Below are 17,065 nucleotides of genomic sequence, written 5' to 3'. Positions count from 1 at the left end.
TTACAGATAGATCTAATCTAAAGGTGGTCCACTTTGACCCGGCGAAGGTGGGTCACTTTCGTCCGGCCAGCTATGGTCACTTTAACCCAGCGAGGGTGGTATACTATGTCCGGCGTTTCCATCACGAGAAATAAATTGTGGAAAATTTCAAAAAACATATCTCTCTTTGCTTTGAACGGATAGAAAGAAAACTGTCCATTGGCTCTATAGATAATTGGGACACGAAAGATTTTCAAATTTTAAGTGATTCTGTATATAAAGAAACTGGTACTTTATTGAGTATATCCACATTGAAGCGTTTGAGCGGCAGGGTTAATTATCGTTCCAAACCCAACAGGTCATCTCTCGACACTTTGGCAAAATATATAGGCTATGACAATTGGCGTATGTTTTTGCTTGAGATGGAACCTGTCAATTATATAGAAACTCAGAGAAAGGAAAAATCATGGAAGTGGTTCATTTATGTGATTCCTATTTTGCTGGTCATCCTAGCAATTTCAATCTTTCATTTTTTTGAAAACAGCACTACTATCTATGACCCAAGTGATTTTAAATTTTCGGTAAAATCGGTCACCACTGGATTGCCAAATTCCGTAATCTTTAAATATGACGCTTCGATGATAGGCGAAAAAGATAAGGTTGAAATCCAACAGGATTGGGATGAACGTAAACGGGTGATTGTTGATAAAAATGACAGCATTTCAACCAGTATATATTATCATCCCGGGTTCTTCAAGTCAAAATTGGTGGTCAATGATTCAATCATCAAGGAAAAGAATGTTTTCATTCCTTCAAATGACTGGATGGCTACTATTGAAACTGATTCATTGCCCATATATTTGAACAATGAGGATTTCCGAATAGATGGAGAACTTTCTGTAAGAACCGAATCACTAAAAAAATATGGAAAAGACCCATTTGAGTCAAAAACTCTTGTAGGGTTTTATCAAATAAGGGACTTTGGTGGAGTATACACGGATGATTTTGAATTAACCGCTTTATTAAAAAACAATTTTAAATCCGGTAACACTCCATGCCAAGGTGCCCAAGTGACGATTGTGAGTGAAGTAGGGCCAATTGTGGTTCCAATTTGCAATAAGGGATGTATTTCAGATATTTCTTTGTTTGCTTTTGGAGAAAGAGTAGACGGAAAGAAAAATGACCTAGAAAATTTTGGTGTTGACTATACTGATTATGTTCAGTTAAAATGTGTATCAAAAGACCAAGAATTGGTCATTTTTGTAAATGAAGAACCAGCTTATTCCTTTAACGTTCCCAATCCCAAAAGTAAAATAATAGGAGTCTGTATTTTCTTCGAGGGGACAGGGTCAATTAAAAACATAAAGCTTACAGGAAATGCAAGAGAAGTATATTCCTTTGGTTTCAGGGGTTGAAAAGAATTTCAACGCATTGCACAATTTAATATTACTACTATTCAGATGGCGACTTTTTAAAAAAGCTATCTTTTTTGGCAACTGAAATAAAAGCGAACGAAGCAAAGCGAAGTGCTGCAAGCCCAAATCTTACACAAACTAATACTACTGAGCGAGGTAAAACCTCAATTAGGAAGCTTTACATTTCCGTATAATTCCTTCATTACTTCACAGGGGTCTATATCAATGGCCAATGAAATCAGGTAGAGTTCCTCCGCCCTTAGTTTCGTGGTCGGGTTGGAACTCAATTGACTTATCCTTGATTTACTTATGCCTGTCCTTCTCGCCACTTCCGCTTTGTTGATGGACTTTTTGGCCAAATATAATCCTAGGTCTGTCATTATGGAGTGTATGTAAAATTTTGATACATAAAGATAGATTTTAGATACACTTATATAAAATTTTATCTGATTCGTGTAGAAAATGAGTATTTATTTTATACATTGGTATAGAAAATCTACACGAATGGATTGAAATTCACCTTAAAACTTCGACATATGGATTCCTTAGCACAAAGAAAGAAACAGCTAGACCCCGAGATACAGGGGGTTTTATCGGATATTATCAAAGTAATTCCGAATGTTTCACAGGTCTATCTGAACAAGGGCCACGAAAAAAAGAACACCTTTAAATTCAGGTGGAACATCATTATTGATGCACCCAAAAATGACATCAACAACAAGTTACTTCCCATTGTCCAAGGGTTGTTTTTTGACCATCAAAATCATTTCCACAATATCTTTTCGCTAGTTTACGCCAAAACGGAACTGGCAAATGGCAATCTTTATTTCATCAACCATTGTCGGACCGAATATCTCATCTTTGGAGATCAGGATATTGGCTTTCCTTGGAACCATTTTGAAGATATAACAAACGAAGACTTTCTGACAATCATTGAAGAGGTCTTTCGAACATCCTTGAAAGGCTGTTTGGCCTTTCAAAAAGGGTTCAAATACTTCAAGTCGGAGGGCAACCTTTCCCAAGCCGCCTTTATGGCCCATCAAGGCTTTGAACTAGGATACCGGGTCTTGGAAGGCTTTCTTTGCGGGAAAGTCAAAATTTGCCATAAGATAGAGGTACATCAAAAGTTCTTGGAAAGGATTATACACCGAACAAAGGGAATGTTCAACCTTGATGACCCCACAGAAATGGAGTTGTTGCAATTATTGGACAGGGCCTATTCCAGTTCAAGGTATGAAAACTCCTTCCATATTGAAAGGGGTCAGTTGGACATTTTGGAACATAAGCTTGAACTCTTTTTGGATGACATCAGGCAATTATTTGAAGAGGAAATTCAACTTTTACAGACCCTTATTACCAGAGGAAAAAAGGCTTTGCTCGAAACCCAAAATATAGAAGACCCGAACCTATTGGACACGATCAGGCAATTGAGCAAGGAGAATTTTGAAATGATGAGACCTACAAATCGAAGGACCAAAAAAGGATTTTATCTCAACCATGTCTATATCCACAGTCACTTTTCACTTTTCTATACCTTAAAATCGACCCTCAATGTATGTGTCCTGGCCTTGGATGAGCAATGTGATATGACCTTGGACATTAAAAACATAAAGGAGGATGTAAAGACCGTGCTGGAGTTTGCAAAGAACCTCATACCCTTGGAAGAGGGCAACTATCTGGATGAAATGCGGGAACTCATGCTTTCCGATAAAGAAACCACAACTTAACAAAGTAGCCATGGAAAAGAACGAGGAAAGCCAAATCAACGAAAAAGAACTTTTGGACAAAGTGATTGGTTTGTTGAACCCTAGAAAGCGAAGGTATCATGGGAAGGATGAACCGCAAGTCCAAGAAGTAGTGTTCAAGGTGGAAAACAATTCAGAACTGCGTTATGTCATCTCATGCCTACTGAGATTATGTATGTCCACCATTGACAATGAAAACGAACTCGACTCTCCAAGACTTCCCTTTCTATCCAAGGATGATGCGGTGATCACCATACTGGAGATGGTCATTGACATTCTTCCTGATGACCAGTTGGACAGCTATGACCGTATAGAAAAACTCCTTTTGAAGGAAGAAGAATGATAACCAAACTAAAAACATAACAATGAAACACAAAAAGGAGCAACTCAAAACCTTAAAGGAAATCCAAGACCTTAGAAAAAATCTTACCGGGCTGCTTGGAAACAAAAAGACCATTGATCCAAAAGGAAACCATGTGTCCTTTGAAGTAAGGAACAACAACCACCTTTTGATGCAGATCAGAAGCCTATTGCACCTCTGTGTATTCGCTCTTGACGGTGATGGGATGATGTTGGCCCCTAAAAACAAAAATGCATCAAAGGAAGATAGTATTACCCAAGTACTGGAACTGGTACTTTGCATCCTTCCAGATAGCCAAATGTATTATATGGATAAAATAGATGAAGTGCTATCGAAACTTGAAAACAGTTAATCTCATAAATCAATTCATATACATCATATCATGAACCCAAACGAAGAAAAGCTCCTAAAGGATTTGAGACACCACTCGAACGACCACTCCCCTACCTTGGTTCCCCATCCTTGGTTCAAGGAAAAATTCCAACCCACCTTCTTTTACCTTGATGGTTATGCCGATCTATTGTTGACCGTTCGCGCATTGACATACCTATCCATGAGGGCAATAAAACCCGAATTGGGTTCGGATGATGTAATGGACAGGAACGAAGAGGAATTCATCCATCAGGCGATGACCATTGCCAACCGATTGATGCCTGTTGGGGAGGAAGCTTTGATGGACCATTTGAACCTATTTTACAGGGAAGAAAAGAAATCGAAAGATGAGGAATGATTTGGAGTGGATAAGCGATTTTTTTTCGAAATGAGATACTGACTTTTTAATTGCGCTCTAAATGTTAATCCTTAAATCACAGATGGCCAAAATTCTAAAAACTAATCTCACTTAATTTGAATACTGCGCAATCATTTTTTCATCAAAGATTCCCTGATTTTAGTGGGCTCAGAGCATTTTTTCATCAAAAACGAAAATCAATCTACAAAATTAATTGTTCAAATAATTGTCTACTTTTTCAATTTATAGAGACTTCAAAAAATCGTTTTTTAGTCAAAAATCTATTGATTTTACTGGGCTGAATGCCTTTTTTAGTCAAAAATGCCCTAAACTTCATTCTTCATTATTTTCGAAAAACACACTGAAAATGGGTTTTTCCGAAGGAAAATGAATCAATAGCGTCGCGCTTGCGCGCTATCCTCTTGCTTTACATTTTTCTTTTGCGAAGCAAAACAAAAAAGAAAGCTTGAAGATTCCATTCCGGATTCATTGTAGGAAAATATCCTTAAATTGTAAGCTCTCCCGAAAAGCTTGTTTTTAAATAGTAATTTATAATATCAAGTTAAATATATGAGAAAAGTGGCAAAAATTTCAGGCTTGACATTTATTGCATCTATTTCCATATATGTCATTCTTTTATCAAGCTGTAATAATGAAGCATATGATAAGGAGTTTGACCGAAAAGTTGAAAATCTAAAAACCTTTTCAAAAGTTTATGGATATGTAAAATATTTTCATCCAAGTGATATGGCTTCGGAAATTGATTGGGCTTCGTTTGCCATCTATGGAGCCGACCGTGTAGAGAGCTGCAAAAATAAGGATGAGTTGATTGATACACTTAAAGCACTCTTTAAGCCCATTGCCCCCACAGTAATCTTTTCAAAAAACCAACCAGGCCAATATAATCTGAAATCTATAACGCCTGAGGACATAGGAGGTATGGAACCAACATATTGGCAGCACAGAGGTGTTGGATATGGCATGGATCCCCAACTTAGAACACCGTACCAAAGTTCAAGGGTAAATGGGCTTATAAAAAAAGACTATTCCCATATGGTCGGTAAACTTTCCATAGGAATCGATGCTTCCAAATACCTCGGGAAAAAGATAAAGTATGTTGCTTGGGCAAAAAAAGGGGATGTTCCTTTGGAGAAAGCATATCTAAGGTTAGCATTGGAGAAATCAGATGGCACTTCTGATTTGAAAATGGAAAACATCACGAGCGATAAATGGAAGCAATACGAGATAATTACCCAGGTTGATTCCATCACTACTTTGATTCATCTCGGTTCTGCCATTAAGGGCAAGGGTTCGATACTGTATGATTTGCCTATGTTGTATTATGAGGAAAATGACAATTGGGTCCAAGTTCCGTTATCAAACAATGATTTTGAAACGGATGTTACATTCAATGAAAATCAACCTAATAAATGGTATTTTGAGGGTGTTGGGTATTTATGCTCTGTAACAGATTTGGATCATTACAGCGGGTCCAAATCGGTCTTGTTAGAATACTCTGGAGTTGTTGAAAAGGAAAAAGGTCAGTCCTTGTTCCCTTCACAACCAAAGTTTGGAGAAACATTGACCAAGGAGGTTGGTAGTGAGATCTATATTCAAATGCCATTGGTTTTATATTCAAACGATGAAGGAACGTATCCCAAAACAAACCAAGAAGGATTGGAGAGATTAAAGCTTACACTTGAAGAAACACCTAGAAATCCGGCCTATTTAAAGGTTAGACTGGGCAATGTGATTAATACATATAATGTCTTTCAGCACTTCTACCCTTACTTTGATGTCGTGGATTTGAATTGGCTAGACGAGCTAAAAAAAGCCTTAACGAACAGTTTCAAAGACTCAACGGGAATGGACCACTTGACAACGCTACAAAAATTCACTGCTCCATTAAAAGATGGCCATATTGTGGTCTCATACAAAGAGAATACTGGATGGCTGACTCCTCCGATTACTTGGACCTGGGTTGAAGAAAAACTTGTAATCACCAACGTTTTGGACAGCAAAATTCCTTTAAGGGTTGGTGATGTTGTCACGGAAATAAATGGTGAGAGCGTTGTTGAATATTTTGAAGAGATAAATTCAAGAATCTCAGCTGGAACAAAAGGGTGGCTGAACCATAGGGCAGAACAGCAAAGCTTAATGGGAGAGAAAGGTTCAGAATTGAATATTAAGGTTGGCAATGAGAACATAAAGCTTATCAGGAGTCAATACCCGTTCAGCTCTGCCACCCGGATGTCAGATTATGAAAAAATCAATGACAGTGTTTTTTATCTGAATTTAAACAGTATAGCAATGGAAGATATTGAAAAGCTTCTTCCAGAACTGGCCAAATCAAAATCAATTATCTGTGATTTGAGGGTATATCCAAGAGGCAACCATGGTTTCATTTCCTATTTGCTGAAAGAAAAAGATACATCGGACTCGTGGATGCAAATCCCTCAAAACATCTACCCTGATAGGAATGAAACCACCTTTCAAAATGCAAATTGGCTGTTACCGAACAAACAACCTTATTTGGGGGACAAGCAAATAATTTTCATGATCAAAGGTTCCGCCATTAGTTATGCTGAGAGTTATATGGGATTCATAAAAGGATATAAATTGGCTACGATAATAGGCGAGCCCACTGCTGGAACGAATGGCAATATCAATCGCTTTGAACTGCCAGGGGGATATAATATTAGGTGGACAGGCATGAAAGTTGTCAAACATGATGGTTCAACATTGCACGGGATTGGCTTTCTTCCTGATATATATGTTCATCGTACAATTGAAGGTGTGAAAGAGGGAAAAGATGAATATTTGGAGGCAGCAATTGAACTCACTAGGAAGTAAGACTTTTATTCGGACTTTGTAGACTCACTTACTAATTTTAATAAAATTAGCATTAACGCCTAATTTCCATATTCAAGCTCTAGTTCTATTTGTAAATCCGGTTCATTTTATGGATTTGCCGCAAATTCAGGGCTGTTTATAAGGGATTCAAGGGTATTTGCCGCAAATTTGACTAGCTAAACGCACCTTTTTCAAAGTCATTTTAAGTTAAGATGCTGTTATATAGCAGGTTATTTGTATATCCACCCTTGCAACACCGGTCTGCCGTGTTGCCCTCTTGCTTTACATTTTTCTTTTGCAGAGCAAAACAAAAAAGAAAGCAATCAAGTTTGGAATCCAAATAAAACATTAAAAATCTATAAGATAAAATAATTACAACACTTGCAGAATTGCACACATTTTCCTTTCCTAGAAAATTCTTATATTTATAATCAATCTACCCTACCCCAAACCTTAGTTGAATAAAAGGAAATTTATGTTTTACATTAAAACATAAAACTAGGGCATAGCCTGCCCTTCTGGAAGTTAAATATGAAGATACCTAACAAAATTCAGCATATAAAAAGGTGTGTGTAATTATTAAAAAGAAAAGTGCTTAAACTTAATCACAAGCTAAATCAGGGAAAGAATCAACTTTTTGGACAATTCAAACTACCATATTCGCTCAATGGCCATTCATACAATCGACCAAAATTAGTTGACGAAAATGACACTAAAAAGGTTGAACACTTAATTGGACATATTTTTATAGGTTACCTCCGTCAAATTGAAAAAAGACAGATTTCACATTTCTTCCCAAACGACAATGATGGACATAAAAATCCTGACTTATTCCTAAGTACTGAGGGAAAACATATTGGAGTTCAGGTTACACAATTTGTGATACGGGATTATCTAGCCAGATTTAATCAAGCAAAGAATATTTGTGAAAAGCTATCCGACTTCATAACAGAAATTTACAACCCTCCAATAATAGTTAATATCCAAATATGTACACCTTGGGACAGTGATGCAATTCCACAAGGAAAAATTAAAACTTATAAAAAACTAGCAAAAGTTATTGCAGAAAGCATTCAAAAAAATATTAAGCATTTAAAAACGAAGAACGAATATTTAAATTTTGATTTGGATAAGAATGATTTTAAAAATATAGCTGAAAGCTATAACCTATATCCAGTACCGGAACGGTACAAATCAAATTATTTTGGGAGGAATAATATCTTTATTGACTATGGGTTTGACTATGTATTAATTCATGAAGAGGACATAAAAGAAACTGCTGAAAAGATATATCAAAGTAAGAATGGAGGCAACTCAGAAATTCTAATAATATGGGGAGATGAATTACATTTTTATAATACAACACCTCATATTATCTTAGAATTGAAAAAAGCGTTTAACGACACTAGCTTTAAATCAGTCTACTTTTTTGGGCTCTACAACCTTAAAGACATCAAAGAAAAAAGATACAATTATCACAAAATAAAATAGCTGCATATAACACGTTGTATTATTAATTGCCGTCGGAAATTCAAAAAGGGAATTTCCTGCAATCAATTATCTTTATTATAGGCGGACATGCCGTACATGAGGGAGTTCTTAACCAATCATACACAAACCGTTAGGTACAATTTAAAAAAAGAAACACATATTTTATTACAATATTGTGGAGTTGTAATCGTGGACTAAAAGTATATTAGGTTTTTGGAGAATTTTGCTTTGTTCAAAGGGAAAACAGAATTTTCTTATTAAATTTCGCTATAATACTTCTCACTTTCAATGTTTTACATAAAACCAACCTTTTAATGAAAATTCTACATTTAACAGATTATCATTTTGCTAAATCAGGACCAAAATCAATTCAAAAACAGAAGGACTTAGTTCTAGCCTTATTAAAAGCTATAAAGGATTTAGAATTTGATTTCATCATTTTTTCAGGAGACTTAGTTCATACCGGTTCTGAATCTATTTGGTTTCGAGAAGCTTTTGACTCATTAATCAAACCAATCTTAGAATTAAAACAAAAAAGTATTTCTGATGTGTTTTTTTGTCAAGGTAATCATGATGTCGATAGAACGAAAATAAGAGAACCCTTTATAAAATATCTAGATGAAGAAATAACTACAGAAGATGATTTAAACGATTTTTCAGATTATTCCAAAAATGATTTTACCGATACCTTAGAATCATCCAAAAACTATTTTGATTTTATATCTGGTCTTAATTTTCCAAAAGAAGATTACCTGAGTGAGATGTACACTGTGCACAAAAGATCCGTAAATGGACTGAAGTTAGGGATAGTTTCAATTAATACTTCATGGAGATCCACTGGTAATGATGAAAATAAATTGTTATTTCCTACTAAGTTCATTTATGAATCCATAGAAAAAATCGAAGGGGTTGATAGGAAAATCCTAGTTCATCACCACCCATTAAGCTTTTTGGAGTCTAACAACCAATACGTTATTGAAGATATAATCCATAACAAATTTGATTTAACATTTTTTGGCCACATTCACAAATCAATTACATCTCTAGATTATACTCCAAAAACAGGTTTGATAAAAATTATTTCCCCAGCTTCTTTAAAATATCATCAAGGTGGAGAGATAGGTTTTTCATTAATAAATTTTGATTTTGACGAATCTAGGTTTATGGTAGATACATTACTTTATGATGAAAGAAATAATTTTTTTTACAAAAGTCCTAATCAAATATGGTACGAAATACCTGAGGATGAGATAACAAAAAAGCAAAATTCTTTTAGAAGAACTCTTCGTAAGGTTTTAAGAAAAGAAAAAGAATTAGCTCAGGACTTGTTTGTTTCCTTTAGTGAAAAAAATAAGAGTTTCATTGATGTTTTTGTTTCTCCAATTCTTAAGAAACACAATTTTGGAGAAAGCAAGTCAAAGCTTAAATCCTATAATTTAGATGACATTATCAAAGATGATAATAGTTATCTCATTTTTGGTGATGACAAATGTGGAAAAACGTCTTTACTTAAAAAAATTCAAATCGAATTACTCGAAAACTATGAGTATCTACAGTCGATTCCCTTTTTTGTTGATTTTCGTGTAACGCAGTTTATTGGCACAAAAGAGGAGTTCGAAAAAAAATTTAGAAATTACTATGATTTAAACACAAATACTACTAGAGAATTATTGGGTAGCAAAAATTTGATTTTATTATTAGATAATTTTGATCTTACTAATCAAACTCATGAAAATTTCGTCAGGTATTTGATTGATAATTATCCATTAAGCAAAATAGTTGGAACGAGCGAGAAAGGCACCGAGTTTCTAATAAAATCACCTGGCCTTGATGGCAATGAATTTATTCCCCTGAAATTTGAGAATTTAAGAAAGAAGCAAGTACGCGCATTAACTAAGAAATGGACACCACTAGATACCCATAAAACTGAAGAGGTAGTAACTAAAATAAGTTCAATTTTCAAACAACTTTCAATTCCATTTAATTTTTGGACAGTATCTCTTTTCCTTTGGGTGTTTAAAAAAAGTGGAGAAAAGAGTATTCAAAACAATGTTGGCTTAGTAAACCTGTATATTGAATCATTACTTGAAAGAGAAAACTTAATTAAATCAAATGCAAACTTTGATTATGATAAGTATCTAAAACTATTAAGTCATTTAGCCTACCATTTGCTTGTAAATTATCACAAAAGCACATACAGTGCACCCGAACTTGAAATCCTAAATTTTATTGGTGATTATTTGAGACAGAACCCTAGGAACAAAAAAGTAAGTCCAGTAGATGTCTGGGAATATTTGAAAGAAAGAGGAATCTTTAAAAAAGTAGATGATGATAATTATAGTTTTAGATTGAATGGTGTTTTTGAATATTTCCTTGGATATCACATGAAAGTGGACCCCAAATTCAAGGAACATGTATTAGAAAGTGATCAATTATACATTACTTTTAAAAATGAATTTGAGATTTACGCTGGTCTTTCGCGAAGCGATGAAGCCTTTCTGGATGCTATTTTTGAAAAATCCAAAGTGATTTTTGAGTCCTTGAATACTGAATTTGATACACTATCATTAGATAAATCACTCAATGTTCGAGCTAGGATCCTACCCAATTATGAAAGAAAGATGATGGAACTATCAAGAAAAACAAGGTCATTGACTTTTGAGGAACTTGATGAATTGGACGAATTGGCAAATGAACTTGACATTGATACTCAGACAATTGAAGGAGTAAAACAAAAACAGGCTATCGAATTGAACCAAGAAGATATTGGTGTATTAGATAATGCTCTGTTTATTCTAGGTAGAGTTTTTAGAAATATTGATGAAATCAATTCCGAAAAAAAAGTAAAGGATATTTTTAATTATTACATAAAATCAGTTTGTCAGTGGGGATTAAGAATTATAGATACTTCAAAAGCAATTGATTTTCAAACTAAAGTGGAAACGGAAGATGAAATTGACCTATTATACGATTTAACACAAAAGATAATTCCCTATGTTGTTCAAACTAGTGCATCTAATCATATTTTACATAGGAATCTTGAAGGAATCATTCTTGATAGGATTGAGTTACTTAAAAAAGACCACTTTGGAAAAGAAAATCAATTTGAATTATTCGTTCTTCTTTTTATGCTGGTAGATTTAAACATAAAAGGAAATAACAAATTTATAAAGGAGGCATCCGAACTAATAACCATTCCCGTTTTACGTTTTGCAATATTATTAAAGTTAAACGAGTATTTGGTTTTCAAAACAAATGAAGATAAAGAGTTGGAAAGGATGCTAGGGAAAGCCATTCAAAACCAAAGACTAAAAATTAATAAAACAACGGACAGGGGTTTAATCCAACAGGAAATCTCAGATCAGAAAAAAAGAAAAAGATTAGGGAGTTAGTAATTCTTTTCTGTTAATCTATGTCTACAGATATTACCAGTACCTAAATAAAAACGGGAAGAGGTTCAAAAAGATTAAGCATTTGGGATAAACCTCAAATTATTCTGGAAAATTTTGACCTTAAATGTTAAAGTTTGGCCCCAAACCTTATTTTTTTCAATGCGCGTGCAAATTGCGTGCAAATGAAAAAGGCTCCAGAGTATGAATTTCTCTGAAGCCTTGCTATCTCTGCTCCCCCTCTTGGACTCGAACCAAGGACCCTCTGATTAACAGTCAGATGCTCTAACCAACTGAGCTAAGGAGGAATATTTTACCTTAAGCGGGTGCAAATATAATGGATTCTTTTTTACACCACAAACAAAAAAATTGCTTTTCTATTTAAAAAGCCATTTGTATAAATCGTTACCATTGGCAAACAACAACAAAGCGATCAATATAAAGAATCCTATCATTTGGGCGTATTCCAAAAATTTATCGCTCGGCTTGCGTCCCGTTACCATTTCGTAGAGCAGGAACATTACATGTCCTCCATCCAATGCAGGGATGGGTAAAATGTTCATAAAGGCCAAAATAATGGATATAAATGCCGTTGTGGCCCAAAATGCCGGCCAGTTCCAAGTATCGGGAAACATACCTCCAATAGCTGCAAAACCACCAACCTCTTTATAGGCTCCAGTATCCGGATTAAATATCTTTTTCATTCCCTTGATGTAGTCAGAAAGCGTTTTTACACCCTTGTTCCATCCAGCAGGAATGGATTCCCAGAATGAATAAGTCAATGTTCTTTGCTCCAAATAGCCTTTTTCTTTGTATTCCTCTGGGGTCATCCCTAAAGCAACTCCCAAAGCTGCGTCTTCAGAAACATTTAATGTCAAGTCCACAATATCTCCATTGCGATTAACCTTTACAGGAACGGTACCTCCCTTGTTGGCTTCCAATATAGGAATAACCTGATCTTTGTATTCCACTGGTTTTCCTGCCATTTCAACTACAGCATCTCCTTCTTGCAGGCCACTGCCCAAATTGGGCGATTTCTTAGGAATTCCACTAATAACAAACGGAACCCTGTAGTAAATAAAACGTGCTTTTTCTTTATCCTCCGATAAGGTTTCTATAAAATCAACCGGGATTGCTTTTTCAATAACCTTTCCATCTCTCTCAATGGTATAGGTTTCTCCTACTATCATTTCAGGAAGTATTTGCTGTAAAGCCTCCACCTTTTTACCATCAATGGATAAAACTTTATCCCCTGTCTGGACACCCAACTCATCTCCCAAGCTTTTCTCGGTAACCCAAATCCCATCCTTAAGGCTATCGTTGGCAATGTACTGCTCGCCATAGGTAAAAACAAGACCGATAAAGATGACCACCGCCAAAACAAAGTTAACGGTTACTCCACCGAGCATAATAATCAAACGTTGCCAAGCTGGTTTGCTACGGAACTCCCATGGTTTTGGCTCCTCCTTCATCTGCTCCTTGTCCATGCTCTCATCGATCATCCCGGATATTTTTACATATCCGCCCAAGGGCAACCACCCAATACCATAAACGGTCTCCCCTATTTTCTTTTTGAAAAGAGAGAACTTCACATCAAAAAAGAGATAAAACTTCTCCACCCTTGTCTTAAAAAGCTTTGCCGGGATAAAGTGTCCAAACTCGTGAAGTACGATCAAGAGCGATAAACTTAGAAAGAATTGTATGGTCTTTATAACTATAGGGGTCATCCGTCGTCTTTTGTTAAAACGCACAAAAGTAACCTTTTAGGGATTGATAAAAAAACCGCAATTTTAATCCTGGTATCATTTAAGAAAGATTTAGCAACAATAAGCCTCTTTCTCCTTGAAGAATAGCTATTTGGAGCGTAATTTTGCAACTATGGGATCATTCTTCGCCAAGTACAAAATGTTCGGAATCGTAATGCTGGTACTCTCCGGCATCATTGTCTATCTCTTTTACAATGCACTGCAACCCAAAAAAATGCTCCCGGTCTATCAGCCTTCCATGGTGGATAAATCTCTAGTGGACAGCACCTTGCACTACACCAAAAAATACCACAAAGTGGCAGATTTTTCTCTGGTGAACCAAAATGGGGAAACTATCACACAGGAAGATTACAGGGACAAAATTTACGTGGCCGATTTCTTTTTCACCACCTGCCTCACCATTTGCCCCATTATGACCAAGAATATGGGCGAAGTCCAAGAAGCCATAAAGGACGACCCAAACATTATGCTCCTCTCCCATTCGGTCACGCCGCAAATCGATACGGTTGCCCAATTAAAACGGTACGCCCTGGAAAAAGGGGTGATCGATAGCAAATGGAACTTGGTGACCGGTGATAAAAAACAGATTTATGAGCTCGCCAGAAAATCTTATTTAGCAGTTAAAAACGATGGGGACGGAGGGCCGTTCGATATGATCCATACCGAAAATTTTATTTTGGTGGACAAGGAAAAACGGATTCGAGGCTTTTATGATGGTACCGATCGGGAAGAAATAGACCGACTACTTGGCGACATTAAAATACTTGAAGCCAGCTATAAAGAATGATTCCCTGCACCTTTCTCTATAATTAGACCATTAAATTATCCTTTTTTACTTATTTTTGGCCTTACTTAAATTTATTCTAAATAAGAACAGTGGTGACCGTTGCAGATTTACAATATGGACAAAAGGGGATAATCAAAGATTTCACCGAACATATACTTCCTATAAAGTTGTTGGAATTGGGGTGCTTGCCCGGAAATAGTGTGGAGCTTTTGCAAATTGCACCGTTGAACGACCCCATCTATATCAACCTCAGCGGAAGCCATTTGGCAATCAGAAGATCCTTGGCTGCACTTATTGAGCTGGAAATTATTGAAGAAACGCAGGCCAAATGAGCAAGAACATCAATGTAGCCCTGATCGGCAATCCCAATACTGGAAAAACCTCAGTTTTCAATCAACTTACCGGTCTCAAGCAGAAAGTAGGGAACTATCCAGGCATAACGGTTGAGAAAAAAGAAGGAATCTGTAAACTTCCAAGGGGCGTAAAGGCCCATATCCTGGATCTGCCCGGCACCTATAGCCTTAACACTACTTCGTTGGATGAAAGTCTGGTCGTAGAGCTTTTGCTCAATAAAAACGACAAGGACTATCCAGATGTTGCCGTAGTGATCAGCGATGTGGAAAACCTAAAAAGGAACCTACTGCTTTTCACCCAGATAAAAGACCTAAAGATTCCAAGCATTCTGGTCATCAATATGGCGGATCGTATGGACCGTAAGGGCATTTCGTTGGATGTGGAGGCCATGGAAAAAAAGCTGGACACCAAGATTGCCCTCGTGAGTACCAGAAAAAATACCGGAATAGATAGAATCAAGGAACTTATTGCCGACTACAAGAGCATCTCCTCAAAACCTATCTTGGATACCTCCAGAATTTCCCCGGAATATTTTGAGCGTCTAAAAAGCACCTTTCCACAAGAAGACCTCTACAAATTGTGGTTGGTGATCACGCAGGATGTCAACTTTATGCCCATCGAGAAAAAACGCATTCAGGATGCGACCGATTTCTCCACCAAGTCCAAGGACGAACTCAAAAAATTACAGCATAAGGAGACTGTACTCAGATACCAACTCATCAACAATATTTTAAAGGAAACCTACAAGGTCGATTTTATGGCCGCCAAAGGTCTTCGGGCATCATTGGATAAGATTTTGACCCACAAAGTCTTTGGTTACCTTATTTTCTTTGCCATCCTATTGCTTATTTTCCAAGCCATTTTTGAGTGGAGCTCCTACCCCATGGATTTTATTGATGAAAACTTTGCCTTGGCTGCGGAATGGATCAAAAATACCTTACCTCCCGGGGTTTTCACCGATTTACTTGCGGAAGGGATAGTGGCCGGTATTGGCGGAATCGTCATTTTTATTCCCCAAATCGCTTTCTTGTTCCTCTTCATTTCATTATTGGAAGAATCCGGATATATGAGCCGCGTAGTATTCTTGATGGATAGGCTGATGCGTCCCTTTGGATTGAGCGGGAAGAGCGTCGTCCCATTGATTTCAGGAAATGCCTGCGCAATTCCGGCCATTATGGCCACACGTACCATAGAGAATTGGAAGGAACGCCTTATTACCATTTTGGTGACGCCCTTTACCACATGCTCCGCAAGATTGCCCGTTTACTTAATTCTGATAGCGCTCGTAATTCCGGAAGGAAGCTTTTTAGGATTAAGTTTCCAAGCATTGACTTTGATGCTCCTATATCTCATTGGCTTTGGAATGGCTCTTTTATCTGCTATGGTCCTAAATAAGATCCTTAAAATAAAGAGTAGGGCCATTTTTATGATCGAGATGCCGACCTATCGCTTGCCCTTGCTGAAAAATGTTGGCTATACCGTGATTGAAAAGACCAAGAGCTTTGTGCTCGGTGCAGGTAAGATTATTTTGGCTATATCAATTGTATTATGGTTTTTGGGCTCCAACGGTTATTCTGATGATTTCCAGAATGCCGAAAGTATTGTAGCCGAACGTATCGAGAACGAAGGATTGAGCACCTACAGCAAAAATTATGTCCAGAACAATATAGATGCCTATCGCACCAACGCAGAAGCCAAAGGTATGGCCGCTGGTGCAATACAGGATTCCATCCAAATGCTCAGGGAAGAACTTTCCGAAAGAGCCGTTGCCCAGGAAATTGCCAGCTACAAATTAGAGCACTCGTACATTGGTCAAGCAGGAAAAGCTTTTGAACCACTTGTCGAGCCTTTGGGCTACGATTGGAAAATCGGAATAGCCGTTTTGACCTCCTTTGCCGCACGCGAAGTGTTCGTAGGGACCTTGGCTACCATTTACAGTGTGGGAAGCGATGAAGAAGAAACCATACAGAACCGTATGGCCGCGGAACTGGATGAAGATGGCGAACCACTGTTCAATTTGGCTTCCGGCATCTCTTTAATGTTGTTCTATGCCTTTGCCATGCAATGCATGAGCACGCTCGCCATTGTAAAAAGAGAAACCAATTCATGGAAATGGCCCATGATTCAATTGGGCTTTATGAGCGTTTTTGCATATATTATGGCATTGATGGCCTATCAAATATTAAGTTAATCCA

The 17,065-nt window shown here is 36.9% G+C and carries 13 protein-coding genes and 1 tRNA gene; 11 read left to right on the top strand and 3 right to left on the bottom strand.

Annotation, left to right across the window (positions count from 1 at the left end; genetic code table 11):
• Window positions 1-617 precede the first annotated feature (617 nt).
• Window positions 618-1,394, top strand: a complete 777-nt coding sequence (locus tag J0656_RS03395; protein ID WP_207031517.1) for a hypothetical protein — start codon at window positions 618-620, stop codon at window positions 1,392-1,394.
• Between the two features lie 164 nt (window positions 1,395-1,558).
• Here J0656_RS03395 and J0656_RS03390 read toward each other — a convergent pair whose 3' ends face one another.
• A complete protein-coding gene (locus J0656_RS03390; protein ID WP_207031515.1) occupies window positions 1,559-1,774 on the bottom strand; it encodes a helix-turn-helix domain-containing protein in 216 nt (71 codons plus the stop codon).
• Between the two features lie 156 nt (window positions 1,775-1,930).
• Between J0656_RS03390 and J0656_RS03385 the strand changes: the two genes are divergently transcribed.
• The 7 genes from J0656_RS03385 to J0656_RS03355 all read left to right on the top strand — a co-directional run bounded on the left by J0656_RS03385 (window position 1,931) and on the right by J0656_RS03355 (window position 11,966).
• Window positions 1,931-3,121, top strand: coding sequence for a hypothetical protein (locus J0656_RS03385; RefSeq protein WP_207031512.1), 1,191 nt, complete (start codon window positions 1,931-1,933; stop codon window positions 3,119-3,121).
• A gap of 10 nt (window positions 3,122-3,131) precedes the next feature.
• Window positions 3,132-3,482, top strand: coding sequence for a hypothetical protein (locus tag J0656_RS03380; RefSeq protein ID WP_207031511.1), 351 nt, complete (start codon window positions 3,132-3,134; stop codon window positions 3,480-3,482).
• Window positions 3,483-3,504: 22 nt separating this feature from the next.
• The gene (locus J0656_RS03375; RefSeq protein ID WP_207031509.1) at window positions 3,505-3,852 is read left to right on the top strand and encodes a hypothetical protein; all 348 of its coding nucleotides are present in this window, start codon (window positions 3,505-3,507) and stop codon (window positions 3,850-3,852) included.
• A gap of 30 nt (window positions 3,853-3,882) precedes the next feature.
• Window positions 3,883-4,230 carry a hypothetical protein gene (locus tag J0656_RS03370; protein ID WP_207031507.1) on the top strand — a complete coding sequence of 116 codons (348 nt, stop codon included), beginning with the start codon at window positions 3,883-3,885 and terminating at the stop codon, window positions 4,228-4,230.
• A 579-nt stretch (window positions 4,231-4,809) separates the two neighbouring features.
• Window positions 4,810-7,083 (top strand): S41 family peptidase, encoded by a 2,274-nt coding sequence (locus J0656_RS20330; protein WP_207031505.1) that lies wholly within the window; start codon window positions 4,810-4,812, stop codon window positions 7,081-7,083.
• A 591-nt stretch (window positions 7,084-7,674) separates the two neighbouring features.
• Complete coding sequence (locus J0656_RS03360; protein WP_207031503.1) at window positions 7,675-8,574, top strand: hypothetical protein; 900 nt, start codon at window positions 7,675-7,677, stop codon at window positions 8,572-8,574.
• A gap of 314 nt (window positions 8,575-8,888) precedes the next feature.
• Window positions 8,889-11,966: a metallophosphoesterase family protein gene (locus J0656_RS03355; RefSeq protein ID WP_207031501.1), complete on the top strand. Its 3,078-nt coding sequence runs from the start codon at window positions 8,889-8,891 to the stop codon at window positions 11,964-11,966.
• Between the two features lie 231 nt (window positions 11,967-12,197).
• Here the strand turns inward: J0656_RS03355 and J0656_RS03350 are convergent.
• Together J0656_RS03350 and rseP are read right to left on the bottom strand one after the other, a co-directional pair.
• Window positions 12,198-12,271, bottom strand: a tRNA-Asn gene (locus tag J0656_RS03350).
• 69 nt (window positions 12,272-12,340) lie between these two features.
• Window positions 12,341-13,690: an RIP metalloprotease RseP gene (gene rseP / locus J0656_RS03345; protein ID WP_207031499.1), complete on the bottom strand. Its 1,350-nt coding sequence runs from the start codon at window positions 13,688-13,690 to the stop codon at window positions 12,341-12,343.
• Window positions 13,691-13,841: 151 nt separating this feature from the next.
• Between rseP and J0656_RS03340 the strand changes: the two genes are divergently transcribed.
• From J0656_RS03340 to feoB, 3 genes are all read left to right on the top strand, one after another.
• The gene (locus J0656_RS03340; RefSeq protein WP_207031555.1) at window positions 13,842-14,516 is read left to right on the top strand and encodes an SCO family protein; all 675 of its coding nucleotides are present in this window, start codon (window positions 13,842-13,844) and stop codon (window positions 14,514-14,516) included.
• 89 nt (window positions 14,517-14,605) lie between these two features.
• Window positions 14,606-14,848, top strand: coding sequence for a FeoA family protein (locus J0656_RS03335; protein ID WP_207031498.1), 243 nt, complete (start codon window positions 14,606-14,608; stop codon window positions 14,846-14,848).
• Window positions 14,845-17,061, top strand: coding sequence for a ferrous iron transport protein B (gene feoB, locus J0656_RS03330; protein ID WP_207031497.1), 2,217 nt, complete (start codon window positions 14,845-14,847; stop codon window positions 17,059-17,061). Before J0656_RS03335 ends, feoB begins: the two co-directional genes overlap by 4 nt.
• The last annotated feature ends 4 nt before the right edge of the window (window positions 17,062-17,065 follow it).

This window comes from Flagellimonas aurea (assembly GCF_017313785.1).
In the GTDB taxonomy this organism is placed as follows: domain Bacteria; phylum Bacteroidota; class Bacteroidia; order Flavobacteriales; family Flavobacteriaceae; genus Flagellimonas; species Flagellimonas aurea.
This window is presented reverse-complemented; position numbering and strand designations above follow the sequence as displayed.

What these genes read in the sequence shown, in the direction of transcription:
- J0656_RS03395 (WP_207031517.1), top strand. Translation starts at nt 618, where the DNA reads ATGATAGGCGAAAAAGATAAGGTTGAAATCCAACAGGATTGGGATGAA.
- J0656_RS03390 (WP_207031515.1), bottom strand. Translation starts at nt 1,774, where the DNA reads ATGACAGACCTAGGATTATATTTGGCCAAAAAGTCCATCAACAAAGCG.
- J0656_RS03385 (WP_207031512.1), top strand. Translation starts at nt 1,931, where the DNA reads ATGGATTCCTTAGCACAAAGAAAGAAACAGCTAGACCCCGAGATACAG.
- J0656_RS03380 (WP_207031511.1), top strand. Translation starts at nt 3,132, where the DNA reads ATGGAAAAGAACGAGGAAAGCCAAATCAACGAAAAAGAACTTTTGGAC.
- J0656_RS03375 (WP_207031509.1), top strand. Translation starts at nt 3,505, where the DNA reads ATGAAACACAAAAAGGAGCAACTCAAAACCTTAAAGGAAATCCAAGAC.
- J0656_RS03370 (WP_207031507.1), top strand. Translation starts at nt 3,883, where the DNA reads ATGAACCCAAACGAAGAAAAGCTCCTAAAGGATTTGAGACACCACTCG.
- J0656_RS03355 (WP_207031501.1), top strand. Translation starts at nt 8,889, where the DNA reads ATGAAAATTCTACATTTAACAGATTATCATTTTGCTAAATCAGGACCA.
- rseP (WP_207031499.1), bottom strand. Translation starts at nt 13,690, where the DNA reads ATGACCCCTATAGTTATAAAGACCATACAATTCTTTCTAAGTTTATCG.
- J0656_RS03340 (WP_207031555.1), top strand. Translation starts at nt 13,842, where the DNA reads ATGGGATCATTCTTCGCCAAGTACAAAATGTTCGGAATCGTAATGCTG.
- feoB (WP_207031497.1), top strand. Translation starts at nt 14,845, where the DNA reads ATGAGCAAGAACATCAATGTAGCCCTGATCGGCAATCCCAATACTGGA.